General features: G+C 72.3%; 16 protein-coding genes and 1 pseudogene. 5 read left to right on the plus strand and 12 right to left on the minus strand.

The window, feature by feature from the left end; all coding sequences use genetic code 11:
• From ND747_RS17280 to ND747_RS17295, 4 genes and pseudogenes are all read right to left on the minus strand, one after another.
• Positions 1-186, minus strand: a pseudogene (locus ND747_RS17280) (collagen-like protein); the annotation flags it as partial.
• Between the two features lie 225 nt (positions 187-411).
• Entirely contained in the window at positions 412-1,197 is a 786-nt protein-coding gene (locus ND747_RS17285) for an SDR family NAD(P)-dependent oxidoreductase (protein ID WP_308204646.1), read from the minus strand.
• Positions 1,198-1,664: 467 nt separating this feature from the next.
• Positions 1,665-1,829 (minus strand): hypothetical protein, encoded by a 165-nt coding sequence (locus ND747_RS17290; protein WP_251734640.1) that lies wholly within the window; start codon positions 1,827-1,829, stop codon positions 1,665-1,667.
• Between the two features lie 141 nt (positions 1,830-1,970).
• Positions 1,971-3,782 (minus strand): FAD-binding oxidoreductase, encoded by a 1,812-nt coding sequence (locus ND747_RS17295; RefSeq protein WP_251734641.1) that lies wholly within the window; start codon positions 3,780-3,782, stop codon positions 1,971-1,973.
• Between the two features lie 222 nt (positions 3,783-4,004).
• On the opposite strand from ND747_RS17295, the gene ND747_RS17300 reads away from it, so the two are divergent.
• Positions 4,005-4,769, plus strand: coding sequence for a TetR/AcrR family transcriptional regulator (locus tag ND747_RS17300; RefSeq protein WP_251734642.1), 765 nt, complete (start codon positions 4,005-4,007; stop codon positions 4,767-4,769).
• A complete protein-coding gene (locus ND747_RS17305) occupies positions 4,766-6,439 on the plus strand; it encodes a glycerol-3-phosphate dehydrogenase/oxidase (protein ID WP_251734643.1) in 1,674 nt (557 codons plus the stop codon). Before ND747_RS17300 ends, ND747_RS17305 begins: the two co-directional genes overlap by 4 nt.
• Here the strand turns inward: ND747_RS17305 and ND747_RS17310 are convergent.
• The 3 genes from ND747_RS17310 to ND747_RS17320 all read right to left on the minus strand — a co-directional run bounded on the left by ND747_RS17310 (position 6,356) and on the right by ND747_RS17320 (position 11,807).
• Entirely contained in the window at positions 6,356-9,136 is a 2,781-nt protein-coding gene (locus ND747_RS17310; protein WP_251734644.1) for an ATP-binding protein, read from the minus strand. The two genes, ND747_RS17305 and ND747_RS17310, sit on opposite strands and share 84 nt — an antisense overlap.
• Positions 9,137-9,310: 174 nt before the next feature.
• A complete protein-coding gene (locus tag ND747_RS17315) occupies positions 9,311-10,543 on the minus strand; it encodes an acyl-CoA dehydrogenase family protein (protein WP_251734645.1) in 1,233 nt (410 codons plus the stop codon).
• A 76-nt stretch (positions 10,544-10,619) separates the two neighbouring features.
• Positions 10,620-11,807, minus strand: a complete 1,188-nt coding sequence (locus ND747_RS17320) for an acyl-CoA dehydrogenase family protein (RefSeq protein WP_251734646.1) — start codon at positions 11,805-11,807, stop codon at positions 10,620-10,622.
• Between the two features lie 304 nt (positions 11,808-12,111).
• Between ND747_RS17320 and ND747_RS17325 the strand changes: the two genes are divergently transcribed.
• Complete coding sequence (locus tag ND747_RS17325; RefSeq protein WP_374216258.1) at positions 12,112-13,935, plus strand: FAD-dependent oxidoreductase; 1,824 nt, start codon at positions 12,112-12,114, stop codon at positions 13,933-13,935.
• Positions 13,936-14,098: 163 nt separating this feature from the next.
• Positions 14,099-14,242 carry a GPGG-motif small membrane protein gene (locus ND747_RS17330; RefSeq protein WP_285900684.1) on the plus strand — a complete coding sequence of 48 codons (144 nt, stop codon included), beginning with the start codon at positions 14,099-14,101 and terminating at the stop codon, positions 14,240-14,242.
• 62 nt (positions 14,243-14,304) lie between these two features.
• Here the strand turns inward: ND747_RS17330 and ND747_RS17335 are convergent, their stop codons facing one another.
• Positions 14,305-15,846 (minus strand): NAD(P)/FAD-dependent oxidoreductase, encoded by a 1,542-nt coding sequence (locus ND747_RS17335; RefSeq protein WP_251734648.1) that lies wholly within the window; start codon positions 15,844-15,846, stop codon positions 14,305-14,307.
• Positions 15,847-16,261: 415 nt separating this feature from the next.
• Here ND747_RS17335 and gnd point away from each other — a divergent pair, with 415 nt between their 5' ends.
• The gene (gene gnd, locus ND747_RS17340) at positions 16,262-17,278 is read left to right on the plus strand and encodes a phosphogluconate dehydrogenase (NAD(+)-dependent, decarboxylating) (protein WP_251734649.1); all 1,017 of its coding nucleotides are present in this window, start codon (positions 16,262-16,264) and stop codon (positions 17,276-17,278) included.
• Positions 17,279-17,315: 37 nt separating this feature from the next.
• On the opposite strand, the gene ND747_RS17345 is transcribed toward gnd, so the two are convergent.
• From ND747_RS17345 to ND747_RS17360, 4 genes are all read right to left on the minus strand, one after another.
• Complete coding sequence (locus ND747_RS17345) at positions 17,316-19,697, minus strand: excinuclease ABC subunit UvrA (RefSeq protein ID WP_251734650.1); 2,382 nt, start codon at positions 19,695-19,697, stop codon at positions 17,316-17,318.
• A gap of 42 nt (positions 19,698-19,739) precedes the next feature.
• Positions 19,740-20,153: a VOC family protein gene (locus tag ND747_RS17350; protein WP_251734651.1), complete on the minus strand. Its 414-nt coding sequence runs from the start codon at positions 20,151-20,153 to the stop codon at positions 19,740-19,742.
• A 5-nt stretch (positions 20,154-20,158) separates the two neighbouring features.
• Positions 20,159-20,662 carry a helix-turn-helix transcriptional regulator gene (locus ND747_RS17355; protein WP_251734652.1) on the minus strand — a complete coding sequence of 168 codons (504 nt, stop codon included), beginning with the start codon at positions 20,660-20,662 and terminating at the stop codon, positions 20,159-20,161.
• Between the two features lie 141 nt (positions 20,663-20,803).
• Positions 20,804-21,580 (minus strand): L,D-transpeptidase family protein, encoded by a 777-nt coding sequence (locus ND747_RS17360; protein WP_251734653.1) that lies wholly within the window; start codon positions 21,578-21,580, stop codon positions 20,804-20,806.
• Between the last annotated feature and the right edge of the window lie 427 nt (positions 21,581-22,007).

Here is a 22,007-nt window from a genome sequence, read left to right on the forward strand (position 1 = left end):
GGCGGGACCCGCGCGGCGCGACCGGGCGGCACCGGCACCGCCGGCCCCCGCAGCACCGCCGGCCCCCGGGCCACGCGGATCGCCGAGCTGGGTCGCGTCCTCGTCCGAGGGCGCCACCTGGGTGATGTCCGCCTCGGGCCAACCACCGTCGCCGTCGCGCCCGTCGCCGTCGCGTCCGTCGTTCACCGCACCATCTCCTGCCGTGCCCCATCGGCGGCCGCCGTCGCTGCCCGGTCGTCCCCGGCATCCGTCGGACGCCGAATGCCACCGGATCGCTTTCCCACCGCATCGTCCTGTCGCCGGATCGTCGCATGTTTCGCATGTCTCGCGGCTGTCCGGGTGAGATCCATACCGAACAAGGACATGTCGGATCGGCGACGGGAGACCAGGTCGGCCGGCCCGGAGGTCAGCTCACACCTCCAGGGGGAGCTGTGCCACCGAGGTGTCCCTTCTGACCGGTGCGAGCCGGAAGACGTCGCCGCGCGGCGCCGCGTACGCCTGCCAGTAGTGCTCGGCGACCTCGCCCGGACGCAGCGGCCCGTCGGGCGCGACCCGACCATCGAGCAGGACGGTGCGCAGCCGCACCCCCCGCATCGCCAGTACCGGGCGCAGCGCCTCCGCCAGGGCCGTGAGCCCCGATTTGCCGACGGCGAGTGCGAACCGCCCGGCCACCGGCGCCGTCCGCGGGCTGGTGGAGGTGAGCAGGATGGTGGCGCCCGGGCGCTCGGCGAGTGGACCGATGCCGGCCTGGACCGTCGCCAGCGCGCCGGTGACGTTGACCGCGAAGGTGTCCGTGAGCGTGGACGGCGCCATGCTGAGCGCCGCCCCGCGGATACTGATCTTGGCGTTGTACACCAGGACGGTCAGCCCGCCGATCTCGGTGGACACCCGCTCGATCGCTCTGGTCAGCCCCGCGGCGTCGGTGACATCCGCCACCAGCCCGGACACCGTCAGCTCCTGCGCCGCCAGCTCGGCGCGGATGCGCCCCAGGGTCTCCGCCGAACGGGTCACCACGCCGAGCGCGAACCCCTCCCGACCGAACCGGCGCAGCAGCTCCACCCCGAAGCTCGCCCCCGGCCCGACCACCACCAGCCCCCGGCCGGACGGCTCCTCCCCCGCCGTTCCCGCCGCCATCCCCGCACCGTCGTCGGCCGCCGGGTCGACCGCTGCGTTGGCGCCCGTCCGGGAGCTGCTCATACCCCACATCCTCGCCGAGTCCGGGACCGGACATGTCGGGGATGGCCGGATCGGTGCGTCACCATCGCACCCCGCGGTCCATCACGGCACGCGACACCCCGTCCGCCATGACCGCGCCAGGCAGGTCGTCGTGGATCCTGCCGGCTTGTCCGCGCGACGCGACACCACTCCTCGAGCGCGGCTCCTTTCTGTGACCACAGTTTCGGGGGTTGCGGACGTGCAGGGCACGCAGGGGTCGCCGTGGGGTGTTCGTCTCCGATATGCACCCACGGCGACACGTGTATCCGGATCTTGCTGGCGGGTCGGTTGCGGGGCGTGGCAGGGGCGGGGAGTGGGTTGCTGGCCGTGTGGGTGCGGGGCGGTTTGGCTGCGGAGAGTGGGCGGGCTGGTGGGCGAGATCGCGGCGGCGGATCATGATGTTCCTGTCGCCATCGAGGTTGCCCACGGTGGAGGAGGGTTACCGCCGGTCAGGTGGGGCGGCGCAGGCCCCGCCGCTCGCGGTCGGCCTCGGCCCGGGCGGCGACCCGCAACGGGGCGCAGTTCACGAACGCCCAGACCAGCGGCGGCAGGACGACGAACGCGGGAATGGTCAGGAGCAGCATCGCGACGACCACAGCACCGAAGGTCTGCATCCCCGGGATGTACCCCCACCCACGTCCGACCCCACCCGTGCACCCCGCTGACCTGAGCTTTCATCGCGGGCCCACGGCCCGCGGCCCACGGCCCACGAGACGGGGCCTGGGGTCAGCAGACGCACGCCACGGAGCTCGGGGTCAGGGGACGAGAACGCCGGGGTTGAGGATGCCGGCGGGGTCGAGGGTGCGTTTCACCGTACGCAGGACGTCGAGGCCGAGACCGCCGATCTCGGCGCCGAGCCAGGGCCGGTGTTCGGTACCGACGGCGTGGTGGTGGGTGATCGTCCCGCCGGCCGCGACGATCGCCTCACCGGCCGCGGCCTTGGCCGCCCGCCAGGTCCCGATCGGGTCGTCCCCCTGGGCGCACACGACGGTGAAGTACAGCGATGCGCCCGTGGCGTACAGGTGGGAGACGTGGCACATCACCACCGGTGCCAGGCCGGCGCGGCCCAGGGTGTCGGTCAGGGCCCGGCGCACGCCGGTACAGAGGTCCGGCAGGGACGACCAGAAGCCAGCCGTCTCCAGAGTTTCGGCGAACACGCCGAGATCGAGCAGGGCGTCGCGCAGATAGGGGGCGCGGAAGCGACCGCGTTCCCAGTCGAGGCCGACATCCGGTCCGAGCGCGGTCGCCCCGCCCGCTCGCAGGATGCTCGCGACCTGCGCGGCCCGGTCGGCCACCTCCGTCCCGGACCCCTCGAACCCGGTGATCAGCCGACATCCGCCGACACCTGTGCCGGCCCCGGCCTTCTCCTTGTCTCCGGCCACCCCCGTGGACGCCGAGTCACCAGGGATCGAGTCACCAGGCACCGAGCTACCCGGCACCGAGCTACCCGACGTCGGGCCGGGAGTGACCGAGCCCGCAGCAGCCGATTCCCTGGAAGCCGAGCCCACGGTGGGGGTGGACCCCGACAGGTTGGCGATGGTCTCGGTCTCGTCGGCGAGGCGGCAGACGGTGGGACGCAGGTCGCGGGCGGACAGATCGCGCAGCAGGCGCGTACCGGTGGCGAAGTCGGGCACCCACCAGCCCTCGTGGATTCGCCGGGCCGGTAGCGGGCGCACCCGCACGGTCACCTGTGTGATCACGCCGAAGGCCCCTTCGGAGCCGAGCACCAGCGCCCGCAGGTCGGGCCCGGCGGCCGAGGCCGGTGCCCGGCCCAGGTCCCAGCTGCCGGCCGGCGTCGCCACCCGCAGCCCGACGACCATCTCGTCGAACCGGCCGTAGCCGCCGGAGGCCTGCCCACTGGACCGGGTGGCGGCGAAACCGCCGACGGTCGCGTACTCCCACGACTGCGGCACGTGGCCCAGGGTGAGCCCATGCGGCGCGAGCAGCTCCTCGACGCGGGGGCCGCGCAGCCCGGCGTCGAGTTCGGCGGTACCGGACTCGCGGTCGATACGGCCAAGCCGGTCGAGACGGCGCAGGTCCACCGCGATCAGCGGGCGCCCCTGCGTCGCGGTCGGAGCGAGCCCGCCGACGACGGACGTCCCGCCGCCGTAGGGCACGACGACGATCCGCTCACGGGTGGCTACCCGCAGCAGCGCGAGGACCTCGTCGTGATCCGCGGGCAGCACCACCGCGTCGGGCGCGGCGCCGGCGTCCCCGGAGCGCAGCAGCAGCAGATCGGTGGTGGAGCGCCCCCGGCAGTGCCGGATCCGCGTCTCGTCGTCGGTGCGGACGTGGACCTCGCCGACAACCGCCTCGAGCGCCTGGCGGGCCGCAGCGGGCAGCCGGACCGCGGGCAGGCGCACGTCGGCCAGCGCCACCGGTCGCGACGGCCGCACGGGAATGCCAAGCCCGACCAGCAGATCCGAGACACCCGGGGGCAGTGGGTGGTGCGCGAACGCCGGCCCCCAGCCCCACCAGACCGGCTCGGCAGCGGAGGCGGAGGCGGCAGGCCCGTGGGGGGGTTCGGCCCCACGGGCGGCAGCTGCGTGGATCTCGGCGCTGGTCATCGGCACCTCGGTTCGGCTGTGGTCCGTCTCGGTAGACTGCGACCGTGACAGTGTGACAGACGATGTAACACTGTCACAGATCTCGACGCCACGATGACACAGCCAGACAGACGACACAGCCCGACAGGCGACACAGCCCGACAGATGACACAGCCCGACGACCCGGCCGGGCACGTATGGGCCGGGCACCCTCCACCTCAGGCCGGCGGAAGGAGTACGGCGTTGACCATCGGCACGGACGCACCACACGCGCACTCGCCGCAGGCCACCGGGCGGGACGGCGGACGGGACAGCGGGCGGGACGGCGATCCGCCGCGTACCGCCGTACGGGACGGCGCGGCGCGGGACGGCGCGGCGCCGGAGGGCACCGTGCGGGACGCGGTCGTGCTCGACGCGGCGAAGGCATCGCTGCTGGCGGTCGGGGTGCGGCGGACCACGCTGACCGAAGTCGCCCGCCGGGCCGGAACAAGCCGGATGACGCTCTATCGCCGCTGGCCCGATCTGCGCACCCTCGTCGGGGAGGTGATGACCCGGGAATGGAGCTCGATCGTCACTGCGGCAGCCCGACTCGCCCGGCGCGACCCGCACAGCCGTGATCTGGACGGCATCGTCGACCAGATCGTCGCGACGGTCGACGCCTTCCGGGCGAACCCGGTCTACCGGCGCATCCTGGAGACCGACGCGGAGATGCTGCTGCCCTATCTGACCGAGCGGCGCGGCACCACCCAGCAGATGATCGTCGACCTGCTCGCCGGACAGCTCGGCGCCGCCGCCCGCGCCGGCACGGTACGCAGCGGCGATCCCGAGGCACTGGCCGTGATGGTGTTGCTGGTAGCGCAGTCCTACGTGCTGTCCGCGGACGCGCTGGGCGGACGGGTCGGCGCCGCGACACGCCACGGCGAACTACGCCGTCTCCTGCACGCCTACCTGGCTCCGGCCCCAGCACAGGACCCGGACCTGGAGTCGGACCCGGAGCGGACCACGTGACGGGCGACGACGCCGGCCGCGGCAGCGGTGCTGGCGGGGGGCTTCGTGGGACGTCCCTGCACGCGCGGCGGCGGGAGCGGGAACTGGCGGAACTGGCGGACGGACGGGTGGTCGACCTGCTCGTCGTCGGCGGCGGGGTGACGGGCGTCGGGGTCGCGCTGGACGCGGCGTCGCGCGGGCTGAGCGTCGCGCTGGCCGAGGCGCATGATCTGGCGTTCGGGACCAGCCGGTGGAGCTCGAAGCTCGTCCACGGCGGCCTGCGTTATCTGGCCCACGGTGACCTCCCGGTGGCGTGGGAGAGCGCCGTGGAACGCGACATCCTGCTGCGACACACCGCGCCGCACCTGGTGCGGGCGCTGCCGATCGTCACGCCGCTGACCGGCGACCTGCCGGTCCCGAGGGCGGCGCTGGTGCGGGCCGGCCTCGGCGTCGGCGACGTGCTGCGCCGCGCGGCCGGCACCCCACGCGGCGTCCTGCCCGGGTCACGCCGGCTCACCGCGATGGAGACGCTCGGGTTCGCTCCGGCACTGCGGCGGGCCGGGCTGCGCGGTGGGTTGGTGTACTGGGACGGGCAGCTGGTCGATGACGCCCGGCTGGTCGTCGCGCTGGCTCGTACCGCGGCCGGCTTCGGTGCCCGCATTCTGACCAGGCTGCGCGTCCAACGGATCGAAGCGGTCGGCCGAGCCGGAACGGGCGCGGCGGCGGGGTTCGAGGTGACCGCGCTGGATGGACGCGGCGGCGGGGAAGTCGGGCTGCGGGCCCGCGCCGTCGTCAACGCGACGGGGGTGTGGGCACCGACGCTGGCCCCGAGCATCCGGCTGCGTCCCAGCCGGGGCACCCATCTGGTGGTGCGTTCCGAGGTGCTCGCCGGCGGTCGGGCGGCGCTGTCGGTGCCGATCCCGGGCGAGCTCGGCCGGTTCGCGCTGATGCTGCCGCAGGATGACGGACGGGTCTACGTCGGGCTCACCGACGTCCCGGTCGACACGATCACCGACGTACCCGAACCCGACGACCACGAGATCACCGAGCTGCTGGAGGTCGTCTCCCGGGTGCTCGCGGCCCCGCTGGACCGGACCGACCTGCTCGGCGCGTTCGCCGGTCTGCGCCCGCTGCTGGACGGGCCGCCACCGGCCCACCGACCGGGCCACCCGGCCGAGGCGAGCCAGCCCGGGGCCGGCGGGCGCGCATCGTCGCGCACGGCGGACCTGTCGCGGCGCCATCTGGTGCACGCCGATGCGGACGGCCTGGTCACGGTGGTCGGTGGGAAGCTCACCACCTACCGGCGGATGGCCGCCGACGCGGTGGACGCGGCGATCGCCGTGGCGGGCCTGGCCGCCGGCCCCTGCCGGACCACCCGGCTCGGGCTCGTCGGTGCGGCCCCGCGCAACCGCCTCGCCGAGATCGCCGCGCCGCGCCGGCTGGTCGAGCGCTACGGCACGGAGGCGCCCCAGGTGCTCGCGCTCGCCGCCGACAGCCCCGAGCTGGGCGAACCGGTGGGCGGCGGGACATCCGTCACCGGGGCGGAGTGGCTGTTCGCGATCCGCCACGAAGGGGCGCTCGAGCCGGCGGACCTGGTGGACCGCCGGTCACGCATCGGTCTGGTCCCGGCGGAACGCCGCACGGCGCTCGCCGCCGCCACCCTGCTGTTCGACCACGCCCCGTCCCGGTGACCCGGGCTCGTCCCCGACCGGCACCGAACCACGCATCCCCGCCATCGCGGACGGAACAACCGGCGCGGACGACGCGAGCAGCGCCGCCGCGGACGACGCGGCGGGTTCGAGCAGCGCCGGGGAGCCCGGCTGATCGCCCAGGCCGTCCACCGACGGGGCGTCCGGGGACGTCTCGCTGGCGGACCAGCGCAGTTCGACGCAGACGATCCCATCGGTCATCGACGCACGGGAACGCACGAGACCCGCGCCGGCCGGACCGAACTCGCCGAACCGGCCGAAGTCGGCGAGCGTCGCCGCCCGGCCGCCCCCCTGCGCGGGTGCCATCACGGCCCGTACCGGATAGGTCAGATAGACGTCCGCCTGATCGGTGTCGAGGTAGCCGGTGAGCAGCACCGTCCCGCGTCCGACGGACGCCAGCACCGCCGAGACCCGGGCGAGGAACTCCGCACCGACCGCCGCCGGGACGGCGGTGAACAGGCCGTCGGCCTGCACCGTGACGGCGACCCCCCGGGCTTCGGCCGCCTCGATCGGCTCGGCGAAGTCCTGCAGGACCTCCGGTCCCGCCCCGGTGAGCTCCCGGCGCAGCGCCCGGGCCTGCGCGGTGCACCGCGCGCGGACGTCCGGGGTGGTCGGATCGAGCCGGCCGGCGGCGAGGTCGCGCAGCAGCGGCAGGAAGCGCGTGTCGAGCTGGGCGAGGCGCTGCTCGCGGTCACGGCGCAGGGCGTGGTCGAGGATCCGCTGGTCGGTGACGCCGGCCGCCAGCTGCTCGGCCCGGGCCCGCTCCTGGGCACTGGCCCGCAGCACCGGTCCGAACATGGTGACCAGTACCTGCAGGATGACCAGCGCGTAGATCGCCCCGCCGAGCCGGGCCAACACCAGGTGGTCCTGCCGGCCCCCCAGAACCAGGACGAGGGCGATCATCGTCAGGGCCGCGAGGGCAGCGGCGGCGTACCGCTCCCGGCGCCGCCGGGACTGCACGGCAAACGCCAGCCACAGCGGGTTGACCATGGTCGTCGCCCAGCACACGATCACCTCGCTGGACGAGTCGTCGGTGTTCAACGCCCCACCGACGGCCGACGCGATGGCCAGCAGCACCGCGCCGCGGGCCTCGGCCGGCCGCAGCGGCCGACGCCGGCCGATCCACGCCGTCGTCACGACCGCGGCGAGCGTCACCAGCCAGATTCCCAGCGACAGCGGCACGGAACGGGCCTGGTCCCGATGGACGATCACCGGAATGAGCGAGGCCAGCCAGCCCACCACCACCGCGACCGCGAAGGCGCGCCGGACCGTCGCGCTCAGCTCCTCCTCGATCCGATCCGCAACCGCCGCCGCCGACTCGGGCACGTCGGACGAGCAGGTGGCGGCCGACGTCGCCGGGTGGGTGGCGACCCGCGGCGGTTCAGCCCAGGTCAGGGCAACCTCGGTGCCCTGACCTGGGCTCGACCAGATGTGAGCCTCGCCGCCGACGGCACGCATCCGGGCGGACACGGAGTTGCGCAGGCCCAGCCGGGCACTGTGGGCCGCGACCTCGTCCGGTCGAAAACCTCGCCCCCGATCGAGGATGCTGACCCGCAACCGGCCGGGTTCGACCCGGGTGATCACCCGGGCCTCGCCGGTACCGGCGTGCGCCCGGACGTTGCGCAGCGCCTCCCCCGTCGCCGCGGCAACGGCCGCCGCCACCTCGTCGGGCACCCAGCCCACGTCCGTCCCCTCCCCGGCGCCGTCCCTTGTGATCTGCAGGCCGGTGCGGCTGGCCTGCGTCATCGTCCGAGCGAGACGCTCGAGGACGCCGGATCCGGGCCGGCTACCGGTATCGTGCCGCGGGCCGAGGTGATCCTCCACCTCGCGGACGCTGTGCGCGCACTGCTCGCGCAGCAGGTCGACCGGCCCGTCCTCGGCCATGCCGATACCGGTCAGGGTGTTGAGGATCGTGTCGTGCAGCAGCCGTTCGCTTTCCTGCGCCGCCCGCTCACGCGCCTCAGCGACCAGCGTGCGCCGACGGTGCGCCGTGGACCGCTGTTGACGCAGGTCGGCATCGTCGGCAACCCGTAACAGCCGCGCCAGCGCATAACGCAACAGGAAGGCGACGACGAGCAGAATCAACGTCGCCGCGAAGATCTGCGGTCGATGCCCCACGCCGGTGGCGAGGTGGACGGCGCACAGCAACGCGACGGTGGCGGCGAAGACCCGGTGGGTCATCGTGAACGCGGCTGTGACCGCCGCGGTGAGGGCGCCGACGAACACGAACGAGGCCGGGTCGCCGCGCACGGGTTCCGGCACGATCCACGGGGCGACAGCGGCACCCGCCACCGCCACCGCCACGTCCAGGCCCACGAGCACCGGACTGATCCGGATCGGCTCGCCGCGCCGCTCCTCGTCATCGGTGCCGCCTCGCCCGCCGGAGTGCTCCTGCTCACCGGTGGCGCCCGGTCCGGCAGCAGAACCGTGCTCGTCGGCGGCGCCCCCGCCATCCAGGCGCCGGTCGGGAGCGTCCAGGTCAGAGCCGTCCACACGCTGGCGGCGCAGCAGGACGAGGACCAGGACGCTCCAGGCGAACATCGCGCCCGCCGCGCCCGCCCCGACCGGATGCGAGCGGTACCAGGTGAACCAGACGGCGACGGACGAGAGCAGAAACGCCAGGTGCATCACCCGTAGCTGGATGGCGCACCGAACCATCACCCTTGACAGTGCCTGCACGGAACGTCCGTTCATAGCGCATAAGTGTGGACGATCTGGCTACCCGTGCTGGCACCCGGGACACGCGGCGGTCATCGCGCGGCCGCTCAGGCCGGGGAAAAGCTCCGAGTAAACCTAAATGTCCACCGATCTGGACATGTGTCTGCCATCCCCCGACGCCGTGCTCGCCCGGGGTCACGACATGGGGCTCACCGCCGTCCGCGCGATCTCGGCCAGATGGTCCCCGCTGTCGCCATAGGCCGTCGCGAGCCGCTTCGCACGCTTGTAGAAGAAGTGGGTGTCGTGCTCCCAGGTGTAACCGAGGCCACCGTGATATTGGATCATCGCCGCGGTGACCTCCCGGGCCGTGTCACTGGCCTTGCTCTTCGCGATCGCCACCGCGAGAACCACATCCGGCTGCTCGGTGTCCGGCTGCTCGGTGTCCGGCTGCTCGGTGGTGTCGATGGCGTGGGCGGCGAACAGGACGGCATGCTCGGCCATGGTGACCGCGACGTGCAGGTCGGCAAGGTGGTGCGCGAGCGCCTGGAAGGAGCCGACCGGACGGCCGAACTGAACCCGGGCGATGTCGTAGGCGACCGTGCGCCGCAGCGCCTCGCGGGCGATCCCGACCAGATCGGCGGCGGCGAGCGCCGCCCCGCGGCGCAACAGGTCCGTGAGGGCGGCGTCATCCGAGCCGGGCAGGCGCCGGCCGGGTGCACCCTCGAACGTCACCGCGGCGAGCCGGGTGGTCGCGTCGAACCCCGACTGCGGTGCGACCCGCACCCCGGCCGCGGACGGTTCCACCAGATACAGCCCGACCCGATCGGCAACCACGGCATCAACGCCGACACCGGCCACACCAGCCTGGTCAGCGGTGCGCCGACCGGCAGCGGAACGGGTGTCGGCGGCGGGGCCCGGTTCGAGGGCGGCGACGACGAGCAGACCGGCAACAGCGGCGTACTCCACCCCGCTGGCCATGCCGTGGAGGCGGCCGTCCGGACTGGCCCGCACGGCGATACCGGTCCGGCCGAAACCACCGCCCGGCCCGCGCAGCGCAACGGTGGCGACGAGCTCCCCGGCACCGAGCGGACCCAGAACCGCGGCGGCCTGCTCCGACGAGCCGAAACGGCGCACCGCCTCACCGGCAAGCACGGTGGACGCCCACGGTCCGGGCACCACACCGGCGCCGAACGCCCGCGCGATGACCTGCGCATCGAGCAGACCGAGACCGAGCCCGCCGTACTCGACCGGCACGCACACCGACAGCCAGCCCTGGTCGCCGATCGTCCGCCACAGCTCGCGCGGATGGCCGTCGCCGTCGGTGTCCTCGAACACCGCCCGCACGGCCGTCAGGTCACATCGGTCGGCGAGAACGTCCCGGACGGTCTCGGCCAGGGCACGCTGTTCGTCGGTCAGATCGAAGAACACGGGACAGGCTCCTCGGAACGGGAGTCAGGCCGGCGGCTGCGCCGGGGCGAGGGTGGTCGGGCTCGGCCATCCGGGATCAGGAGCCGCGGGGCAGACCGAGGACACGTTCGGCGACGATCGAACGCTGAATCTGGGATGACCCACCCCAGATGGTCACCGATCGGCTCCAGAAGCTCTCCCGCCGCAGCGCGGTGAGATCGAGATCACCGAGCTCGCCGAGCGGCTGGTCCAGGCCGACGTCCGCGCCGAGCACCTCGTCGAGCGTGTCGAACAGATCCTGGTAGGTCTGCGACCACTGCAGCTTGGTGACCGACGAGGCGAAGCCCAGGTCCCGACCGCGCTCGACCTCGGTGAGCACGTGCAGGGCGTGGTAGCGCAGACACTCCAGCTCCACCAGTCGGCGCGCGAGGGACTGACGGACCAGCGGGTCACGGTCGCGGCCCAGCGCCCGAGCAACCTCGACGATCTGGTCGTAGGCCCGGCGGAAGTCGGTGTACTGGCCCATCGCCGACGACCCGCGCTCGAACGACAGCAGCAGCATCGCCGTCGCCCAGCCGTTGCCGAGCCCGCCGACGCAGTCCGCCGCGGGCACCCGGACATCGGTGAAGAACACCTCGCCGAACTCGCTGATCCCGCTCATCTGCCGGATCGGACGGACCTCGACCCCGGGCGAACGCAGATCGACCAGCAACAGCGACAGGCCGCGGTGGCGGCCTGCGGCCGGATCGGTGCGCACCAGGGCGAACATCCGGTCGGCGCGGCGGGCCGACGTCGTCCACACCTTCTGGCCGTTGACAACGAACTCGTCGCCGTCACGTTCGCCACGGGTACGCACGGAGCCGAGGTCCGAGCCGGACTCCGGCTCGGAGAACCCCTGGCACCAGATCACCTCGTTGCGCAGCATCGGCGCGAGGATCTCGGCCTTCTGCCGCGGGGTCCCGACGGCCATCACGGTGGGGGCGAGGAACGTCAGACCCAACGGGTTCACCGAGCGTGGCGCGCGGGCGTGCATCAGCTCGGCGTCCGCGACCGCCGCCATCGTCGCGGAACCGCCGCGCCCGCCGTACTCGACCGGCCAGTCGATCCCGCCGAATCCGGCCAGAGCCTTACGCCGCTCCCAGCCCCGGCGCAGGTCGAAGGCCTCGTCCTCGCCCAGGGTGGCCCAGAATCCCGGTGCCGCCCACGCGGCGGGAAGCTGCTCGGACAGCCAGGCCCGCAGCTCCCGGCGAAAATCCGCCACCTCCGGTGGATAGGTCAGATCCACGTGTTCAACCCCATCTGTCGGCTTCGTCGCTTCCCCCCACGAGCGCGCAGACAGTGAGACCGTAGTACCCCAGTGCCGGTGATGCGTCGGCGACAGTCCTTTACGCCGCGCCGGTACGGCTGCCGCCGTGAACGCCAGGGTGCCCGGTGCCTGGCCCGGCACCCCAGCGTTCACTGCGGTCACAGGCGCAGGTCACCGTGAGCCGGCACGATGGACGTGACCGCGGGGAGCGCCGACACCGCCACACCGCCCTCGGCACCCGCGTCACCACGCAGCACACACCGCACGAAGGAGGATCACCGTCTTGACGTCGACCAGGCCCGCAGCGCCGAGAGGGGTCCTCGGCCCCGCCGCGCGCACCGCGGCACTGCGCCGGATGCGCACCGAGGTGATGGACATCGTCGTGATCGGCGGCGGTGTGACCGGATCGGGAGTGGCCCTCGACGCCGCCACCCGGGGTCTGTCCGTCGCCCTCGTCGAAGCGCGCGACCTCGCCGCCGGCACGTCCAGCCGGTCCAGCAAGCTCATCCACGGCGGGCTGCGCTACCTCGAGCAGCTCAACGCCCCGCTGGTGCGCGAGGCCCTGCGGGAACGCTCGCTGATGCTCGACACGCTCGCCCCGCACCTCGTCCATGCCATCCCGTTCCTGCTACCGCTGACCCGACACGGCTGGGAACGGGCCTATCTCGGCAGCGGCGTGCTGCTCTACGACACCCTCGGCCAGGGTCTGGCCCGCATCGGCCCCGGCGGCGACGGCACCGTCCCACACCACCGGCACCTGACCCGCAAGGCAGCGCTGCGGGCGTTTCCGTCCCTGCGCCCGGATGCCCTCGTCGGCGCCATCCAGTACTGGGACGGGCAGGTCGACGACGCCCGGCACACCATGTTCGTCGCCCGCACCGCGGCCCGCTACGGCGCGGCCGTCGCCACCAGTGCCCGAGTCGTCGGGCTGGTCCGCGAGGGCGAGCGGGTCGCCGGCGTCCGAGTCCGCGACCTGGAGTCCGGCGAGGAGATCGAGCTGCGTGCCCGTGAGACGATCAACGCTGCCGGGGTGTGGACGGACGAGATCCAGGCCATGGTCGGCGGGCGCGGTCGGCTGTCGGTGCGCGCGTCCAAGGGCGTACACATCGTCGTGCCGCGCGACCGCGTCCACGGCGAGACCGGGCTGATCCTGCGCACCGAACGCAGCGTGCTGTTCGTCATCCCCTGGGGCGGGCAGTGGATCATCGGGACGACCGACACCGACTGGAACCTCGACCTCGCCCATCCCGCCGCGTCCAGCGCCGACATCGACTACCTGCTCGCCACCGTCAACAAGGTGCTGCGCACCCCCCTGACCACCGACGACATCACCGGTGTGTACGCGGGCCTGCGCCCGCTGCTGGCCGGCGAGTCCGAGGACACCTCGGCGCTGTCCCGCGAGCACGCCGTCGTCTCCCCCGCCCCGGGCCTGACCATGGTCGCCGGCGGGAAGTACACGACCTACCGGGTGATGGCCGCGGATGCCGTCGACGCCGCCGTCCGCGGGCTCAACCGGACGGTGCCCGCCTCGTGCACGGAGAAGATCCCGCTGCTCGGCGCGGACGGCTACCTCGCCCTGTGGAACGCCCGGGAGGCCCTTGCCCGCCGGTCGGACCTGCACGTCGGCTGGATCGAGCATCTGCTGCACCGGTACGGCACCCTCGCCGAAGAGGTGCTGGAACTGGCCGCGTCCCGCGCGGAGCTTGCCCGGGCGCTACCCGGCGCACCGACCTATCTCGGTGCCGAGGCCGTCTACGCCGTCACGCACGAGGGGGCGCTGCACCTGGAGGACGTGCTGACGCGACGCACCCGGATCTCCATCGAGACCCGCGACCGCGGTGTCGAGGCGGCCCGCGCCGTCGCCGGCCTCATCGCCCCCGTCCTCGGCTGGGCGTCGGCCGACCAGGACCGCGAGGTGGAGCACTACCTGGCCCGGGTGGCGGCCGAACGCGCCTCGCAGCAGGCGGCCGACGACGCCACCGCGGACGCGGCCCGCCTCGGCGCACCCGAGGTACGCAGGCTCGGCCACACCGCCGAGCACCGCCCGCCCGCTCCCGCACTCACCTCGACACCCACCGCGCCGACGCCCACCCCCACCTCCGGCTGATCAACGCAGAGCACACATGGGACACACACCGGGTTCACACGGGAGTCCGGATGCACACCGGATGAACGGCACGGACCCAGGGGAATGACTCACGGAGGTGCTCGACACGACCCCGACATCGGCCGGGGGTTTTAGCGGAGCCGAACGCGGAACGACATCAATCATGGGAACTATTCTCTGGTTGATCGCGGTGATTTTCGTCATCGCCGGTATCGTGACAATCGTGCGCGGTGGCCTTCTGTACGGCATCGTGCTCATCGTGGTGGGACTTCTCATCGGCCCCGGCGGTGTCTCGGTGTTCACCTGAGAAGCGCGGGCGCTCGCCGGGAAAACACGGTGTTCACCTGATCGGCGGCGCCCGCGGCGGGGTCAGAGGCCGTATTCCTCCAACAGCCGCAGCCAGACCTCGCTGACCGTCGGAAATGCCGGCACCGCGTGCCAGAGCCGATCCACCGGCACCTCGCCGACAATGGCGACGGTCGCCGCGTGCACCAGTTCCTGGGTGTCCGCGCCGGTGAACGTCGCACCGACCAGCACCCGCCGATTTTCGTCGACCACCAGCATCGACGTGCCGACCGCGTCCGTCCCCCGCACCGACGCGCCCGCCACCCCACCGGTCGGGACGCGTACCGCCCGCACCGCGAGCCCTGCCTCGCGGGCCGCCCGTTCGGTCAGCCCCACCGCGCTGACCTGCGGATCGGTGAAGGTCACCCGTGGGACAGCCCGCCCGTCCGCAAGGTCGCGGGCGGGCTGTCCCACGATGTCCCGACGTCCGGTGATGACGTCCGCGGCGATGCGCGCCTGGTACTTGCCCAGGTGCGTGAGCAGCGCCCGGCCGTTGACGTCGCCGACGGCGTACAGCCAGCCCTCGGGCACCGCGCGGGCCCGCAGCTGGTCGTCCACCTCGACGAACCCGCCCGGACGCAGCCCGAACGCCGTCAATCCAAGATCGTCCGTTGCTGGCGTCCGCCCCGCCGCCACCAGGATCTCGTCGGCGACCAGCTCCGACTCCCCCGCCGGACCGACGACGCGGACGGTCACCTCCGGACGTGGCTGCCCCGGCTGCACCGGCTCCCGCCGGACCGCCACCGCCCGGGTGTCGACCAGGACGGTGATGCCCTCGGCCGCGAAGGCCGTCCGCACCTCGTCGCTGGCGAACTCCTCCTCTCGGGCCAACAGCCGCGGTGCACCCTCGACGAGGGTGACCGTCTCGCTGCCAAGTCGCCGAAACGCCTGCGCGAGCTCGGACCCGACCGCACCACCACCGAGCACCACCAGCCGGCGCGGCACCTGCCGGGCGCCCGTCGCCGACCGGTTGTCCCACGGCTCGGCGTCCGCCAGGCCCGGTACCGGCGGCACGGTCGCCCGTGTGCCCGCGGCCAGCACCACCGCCCGCGAGGCCACCAGCAGCCGCTGCCCACCACCGGTCAGGGTGACCCGTACCTCGCGCGGTCGTCCCGTCAGGCGGGCGACGCCCCGCACCAGCTCGACGCCCCGGTCCCTCAGCCACGGCACCTGCCCGTCGTCGGTGTAGCCGGCCACCATCTCATCGCGCCGGGCGAACGCCGCCGCCGCCTCCACCGACCCCGTGACCGCGGCGGCCGCGCCCGGCACCCGACGGGCCGCGGCGAGCACCTCCCCCGGCCGCAGCAGGGTCTTGCTGGGAATGCACCCCCAGTAGCTGCACTCGCCGCCGACGAGCTCCCGCTCGACGATCGCCACCGCAAGCCCCGCCTGCGCGCACCGCCCCGCGACGTTCTCCCCCGCCGGCCCCGCGCCGATCACGATCACGTCGGGCCCCGGGCCCCCGGCCGGCGCGCTGTCGTCACGGACGCCGTCCTCGGAGGCGCCATCGTCGCTGGCGTCATAGCCGTCATTGGTGCCATAGCCGTCGTTGGGCGTGCCGTCCATGGGATCCTCCCTGCGCCGGCGTCGACCGACATCCAGCTGGCCGACGTCCGGCGGTCACCTCGTTGCGACACAGTGGTCACGACCACCCGACCACGACCACGACCACGACCATGACCACGTGACGGTTGGTACCCAACCATGCCAGGCGGCCCGGGCGGTGCAGGTGTGGACGGTCCGGGCGGGGGTGGCGCAGGCGCGGTTCGGGGCGACGGTGACGAGAAGCACCCCGCCCGATCGGACGCCACGCCCACCGCGATCGAGAGACACGCGGTGTCAAGGGAACAATGGCAAGACAAGCCGAAGCATGGCCCGGTCCAGGTGCGCCACGTCGTCGCAACCCCCGTCGACGGGACCGACGCGACGTGGCGTGCCATCGTGGCCGGATCACCGAGAACGAAACGAGCGGGGAGACGAGATGCAGCTCGGGATGGTCGGACTCGGCCGAATGGGTGCGAACCTGGTACGCCGCCTGATCCGTGGTGGCCACGAGTGCGTGGTCTACGACGTCAACGCCGACGCGATCAAGGCGCTGGAGGCCGAGGGTGCCACCGGGGCACGCACGTTGGCCGAGTTCGCCGAGGCACTGCGCCCACCACGCGCCGCGTGGATCATGGTTCCGGCCGGGCTGACCGGTGAGACCGTGACCAGGGTCGCCGAGCTGTTCGCACCCGGCGACATCATCATCGACGGTGGCAACTCCTACTACCGCGACGACATCCACCGGGCGAAGGACCTCGCCACCCGCGGCCTGCACTACGTGGACGTCGGCACCTCCGGCGGCGTGTTCGGCCTGGAGCGCGGCTTCTGCCTCATGATCGGCGGCGAGGCCGAGGTCGTCGCCGGGCTAGAGCCGCTGTTCAGGACCATCGCCCCCGGTATCGGCGACGTGCCCCGCACCCCGGGTCGTTCCGGCGAGCCGACCCAGGCCGAGCAGGGCTACCTGCACTGTGGCCCCAACGGCGCCGGCCACTTCGTCAAGATGGTCCACAACGGCATCGAGTACGGCATGATGGCCGCGTTCGCCGAAGGCCTCGCCATCCTCGACAAGGCCAACATCGGTCACGAGGTCGCCGAGCACAACGCCGAGACCACACCGCTGGCCAACCCCGAGTACTACCAGTACGACCTGGACACCGCCGCGATCTCCGAGGTCTGGCGGCGCGGCAGCGTCGTCGCTTCCTGGCTGCTCGACCTCACCGCCACCGCACTGGTCGAGGACCCACAGCTCACCGAGTTCTCCGGCCGGGTCTCCGACTCCGGTGAGGGTCGTTGGACGGTGCTCGCCGCCGTCGACGAGGGCGTGCCCGCCCATGTGCTGACCGCTTCGCTCTACGAACGGTTCAGCTCCCGCGGGGAGGGCCTGTTCGCCGACAAGCTCCTGTCCGCGATGCGCAAGCAGTTCGGCGGCCACGCCGAGCAGCACACATCCTGACCCGTCTGACCACCACCCCACCGGGGCGCTTCGGCGGTCAGGCGCCGATGTAGGTGGCCAGGTGCTGAGCGGTCACCGTGGAGCGGGCGGCGACGAGGTCTGCGGGGGTTCCCTCGAAGACGATCCGTCCACCGTCATGGCCGGCGCCGGGACCGAGGTCGATGATCCAGTCGGCGTGGGCCATGACGGCCTGGTGGTGCTCGACGACGATCACCGACTTGCCGGCGTCGACGAGCCGGTCGAGCAGGGCGAGCAACTGTTCGACGTCGGCGAGGTGCAGGCCGGTGGTCGGCTCGTCCAGGACGTAGATGCCGCCGCGTTCACCCAGGTGGGTGGCCAGGCGCAGCCGCTGACGCTCCCCGCCGGACAGGGTGGTCAGCGGCTGGCCGACGCGCAGGTAGCCCAGACCGACGTCGGCCAGCCGGTCGAGGATGACCCGGGCTGCGGGCGTGCGGGCGTCGGCGGGACCGGACGCGCCGACGAACGCGGCGGCCTCGGCGACCGACATCGCCAGCACCTCGCTGATGTCGCGACCACCGAGGCGGTACTCCAGCACCGACGCGTCGAACCGGCGGCCCTCGCAGTCGTCGCAGGTGGAGGCGACACCGGCCATCATCGCGAGGTCGGTGTAGATGACGCCGGCGCCGTTGCAGGTCGGGCAGGCACCCTCGGAGTTGGCACTGAACAGTGCGGGCTTCACCCCGTTCGCCTTCGCGAACGCCTTGCGGATCGGGTCGAGCAGGCCGGTGTAGGTCGCGGGGTTGCTCCGTCGGGAGCCACGGATCACGCTCTGGTCGACCGACACCACGTCGGCGTCTGCCGGCATCGAGCCGTGCACGAGCGAGCTCTTCCCCGAGCCGGCCACCCCGGTGACGACGACCAGGACACCGAGCGGGATGTCGACGTCGACGTCGCACAGGTTGTGCGTGGCGGCGCCGCGGATCTTCAGATGCCCCGTGGGGCTGCGCAGCGGGTCGCGCAGGGCGGCCCGGTCGTCGAGGTGCCGGCCGGTGACGGTGTCGGCGGCCCGCAGCCCCTCGACGGTGCCCGCGAAGCAGACGGTCCCGCCGTCCGTGCCGGCGCCGGGGCCGAGATCGACGACGTGGTCGGCGATCGCGATCGTCGCCGGCTTGTGCTCGACGACGAGCACCGTGTTGCCCTTGTCCCGCAGCCGCAGCAGCAGGTCGTTCATCCGGGCGATGTCGTGCGGGTGCAGCCCGGTGGTGGGCTCGTCGAAGACGTAGGTGATGTCGGTGAGCGACGAGCCGAGGTGGCGCACCATCTTGACCCGCTGCGCCTCGCCGCCGGACAGCGTGCCCGACGGCCGGTCCAGGCTCAGGTAGCCCAGACCGATCTCCACGAACGAGCCCAGGGCCGCCCGCAGGGATGTCACCAGCGGCGCCACCGATGGCTCGTCGATGCCGTCCAGCCAGCCGGCGAGGTCGCTGATCTGCATCGCGCAGGCGTCGGCGATGGAGATACCGCGGATCTTCGACGCGCGCGCCCTCTCGGCCAGCCGGGTGCCGTCACACTCGGGGCAGGTGGTGAAGGTGACCGCCCGGTCGACGAACGCCCGGATGTGCGGCTGCATCGCCTCGCGGTCCTTGGCCAGCATCGACTTGCGGATCTTCGGAATCAGGCCCTCGTAGGTGAGGTTGATCCCGTCCACCTTGATCTTGGTGGGTTCCTTGTACAGGAGATCCTGCAGCTCATGCTTGGTGAACGTGCGGATCGGCCGGTCCGGGTCGAAGAAGCCGCAGCCGTTGAAGATGCGACCGAACCAGCCGTCCATGCTGTAGCCCGGGATGGTGATCGCGCCCTCGTTGAGCGACTTCGTGTCGTCGTACAGGACAGTGAGGTCCAGGTCGGAGACGTTGCCGCAGCCCTCGCAGCGCGGGCACATGCCACCGGTGCGAGTGAACGTCCTGCGCACCGCCTTCGTCGCGGCGCCACGCTCGACCGTCAGCGCGCCGCTGGCCCGCACGGACGGCACGTTGAACGAGAACGCGCCCGGCGGGCCGATGTGCGGCGCTCCGAGCCGGCTGAACAGGATGCGCAGCATTGCGTTCGCGTCGGTGACGGTGCCGACGGTGGACCGCGGATCGGCGCCCAGCCGCTGCTGGTCGACGGTGATCACGGTGGTCAGCCCGTCGAGAACGTCGACGTCCGGGCGGGACAGCGTCGGCATGAACCCCTGGACGAACGCGCTGTACGTCTCGTTGATCAGCCGCTGCGACTCGGCGGCGATCGTGGCGAACACCAGCGAGCTCTTGCCCGACCCCGACACCCCCGTGAACACCGTGAGCCGCCGCTTGGGCAGCTCGACGCTGATGTCGCGCAGGTTGTTCTCCCGGGCACCGTGCACCCGGATCAGGTCATGCCGGTCGGCGGCCTGCGGCGTGGGCGTGGGCGTGCTCATCGTGTCCCCTCTGGTCATGTCCCTGCCCGACAGGGCCCCAACTCAGCGGATCTGTTGCAGGCGGACCAAGTTGCCCGCCGGGTCGCGCACCGCACAGTCCCGGACACCGTACGGCTGCTCGGTCGGTTCCTGGACGATCTCGGTCTCGCTGGCCTGCAACCGGTCGAAGGCGCCGTCCAGGTCGGCGGTGGCCAGCAGAATCATGGCGTAGGTACCCTTGGCCATCATTTCGGTGATGGTGCGACGCTCGTCGTCGGTGACTCCTGGATCCACCGCCGGCGGGGCCAGCACAATGGACGTTCCCGGCTGGTCGACGGGGCCGACCGTGATCCAGCGCATCGTGCCGTGCCCGACGTCGCCACGGACCTCGAAGCCGAGTATGTCCCGGTAGAAACTCAGGGACGCCTCGGGGTCGTCATGCGGAAGAAAGCTGCTGTGGATGGTGATGCCGCTCATGGCGATCAGGCTAGCTGCGGCTCCGTGACCTGCGCTTCTCCATTCCTGACCAGATGGCACGTCCGGTCCGCAGAGCGCGCCGGATCTGCGACCGGGATCCGCACCGGCCTGGTGACCTGTTTCGACACGCAGGACGGCAGGCCTGCCGTCGATCGCGTGGCCTCGCGCCGGTAGGCGGTCGGTGTCATGCCGACAAGATCGGTGAACCGGGAACTGAAGCTGCCCAGCGATGAGCAGCCGACCGCGAAGCAGACGTCGGTCACGCTCAGATCGCCGCGGCGCAACAGTGACATGGCCCGCTCGATCCGGCGGGTCATCAGGTACGAGTAGGGCGGCTCGCCGTAGGCGAGGCGGAACTGCCGGCTCAGGTGCCCGGCGGACATGTGCACGCCTCGGGCCAACGCCTCGACGTCGAGTGGACGGTCGTACTCCCGGTCGATCCGGTCCCGAACACGACGCAACAGAGCCAGCTCGTGCAACTGCCGCTGCGCGGCACTTCGGCTGCTCATCCCCGCTGTCCTCCCGTCACGACCACACGCGTCTCGCAACCCGGCCGTCCGACCTCGTGTCACGGTCACACACCATCGTCACGGTCACACACCATCGCCACGGCCGCACGCCTCCCGTCACAGCCGCACGCCCGGTCATGGCTACACGTCGGCACTGAGATCGGCCACATCTCCCATCAGAATCATGGGACGCGCACCGGGTGACAACCAGCGCATGACCGAGACCAGTGTGCTCTGGGGGAGCGCGACGCAGCCCCGAGTCGGCGACCGGTGGTCGACATGCAGCCAGATATCCCCGCCCACCTGACCACCAAGCGGGCGGTTCGGGTCCGAAGGCGCACGGCCGGGAAGCCGGTTGTAGTCGATCGCGACGACATAGTTGAACGCGTCCGCGAGCGGCTCACCCTGCGGTGCGGCGGTCTGGTAGAAGGACGGCCGGTACTCGTAGGGCATTGCGGAACCAGGGTTGGGTAGTCGGCCGCCAGCCGCGGTCAGGCTGAACACGCCGATCGGACTGCGCAGATCGCCCTCGCGATGGGCTTCGGTCCATCCCTCGGCACCATTACGCCCAGTCATCGGTGTGCCGAACGACATCCACGGTGCGTTGACGTCCGCCCGCTGCCACAACGTGACACTGTTGGTGTTCGCATCCCGGTCGACGCCGCTGACCACGATGGCCTGGAGCGCTTCTCGGGGCACCCGGGCCATCATCACCGAGCCGATCCCCGGAATGGCGCCGGCCCGGCCGGCAACGGACGCACCACCAGTGCCGGAACCCGCAGCGTTCGGGCCCGCCGCCCAGTTCGGTCGCACCACTCGCGCCGACCCCGACGAGGGCCCGGTGGAGCCGTCCGCGGAATCGTCGAGGTGCAGAGCACCCGCGGCGCCGACCACCAAGGTCGTTCCGATGGCCGCCACGATGACCACGGCCGGTCGGCTGCGGACGGCCTGCGCACTCGATCGTGCTGCGCGCTGTGTCCTGCGGTGATCAGCCATGTCTCCGGTCCCCGGACGATGCCGCGGGCGGGGCAGCATCCTGCTCTGGCAGTGTTGCGCCGCGGCCGGCCCTGCGAGATGGCCCTGTCCGACAGCCCGCGGCGACCACGCCCCCGCCGCGCAGGTGCGACCGGCGCACCGCCACCGACGGTACGTTCAGCGTTTTCTCCGAAGCGGGGTGGTCCCGGGCTCCGCCCCCGTCCAGACCATCCACATCTGCGGGTCGAACAACCTTCTCCAACGTTGCCGTCGACACCCACATTCACACCTCTTTCCGTGATCAAAAAATCACGGAAAGAGATATTGCACTCACGGAAGGACACCGTAAAACCACATCCAGACGCCGCGG

Source organism: Frankia sp. R82, from assembly GCF_023716925.1.
Classification (GTDB): Bacteria; Actinomycetota; Actinomycetes; order Frankiales; family Frankiaceae; genus Frankia.

Coding starts and splice junctions, on each gene's coding strand:
- ND747_RS17290 (WP_251734640.1), bottom strand. CDS start 1,829: ATGCAGACCTTCGGTGCTGTGGTCGTCGCGATGCTGCTCCTGACCATT.
- ND747_RS17335 (WP_251734648.1), bottom strand. CDS start 15,846: ATGGACGGCACGCCCAACGACGGCTATGGCACCAATGACGGCTATGAC.
- ND747_RS17330 (WP_285900684.1), top strand. CDS start 14,099: ATGGGAACTATTCTCTGGTTGATCGCGGTGATTTTCGTCATCGCCGGT.
- gnd (WP_251734649.1), top strand. CDS start 16,262: ATGCAGCTCGGGATGGTCGGACTCGGCCGAATGGGTGCGAACCTGGTA.
- ND747_RS17350 (WP_251734651.1), bottom strand. CDS start 20,153: ATGAGCGGCATCACCATCCACAGCAGCTTTCTTCCGCATGACGACCCC.
- ND747_RS17295 (WP_251734641.1), bottom strand. CDS start 3,782: ATGACCAGCGCCGAGATCCACGCAGCTGCCGCCCGTGGGGCCGAACCC.
- ND747_RS17285 (WP_308204646.1), bottom strand. CDS start 1,197: ATGAGCAGCTCCCGGACGGGCGCCAACGCAGCGGTCGACCCGGCGGCC.
- ND747_RS17345 (WP_251734650.1), bottom strand. CDS start 19,697: ATGAGCACGCCCACGCCCACGCCGCAGGCCGCCGACCGGCATGACCTG.
- ND747_RS17355 (WP_251734652.1), bottom strand. CDS start 20,662: ATGAGCAGCCGAAGTGCCGCGCAGCGGCAGTTGCACGAGCTGGCTCTG.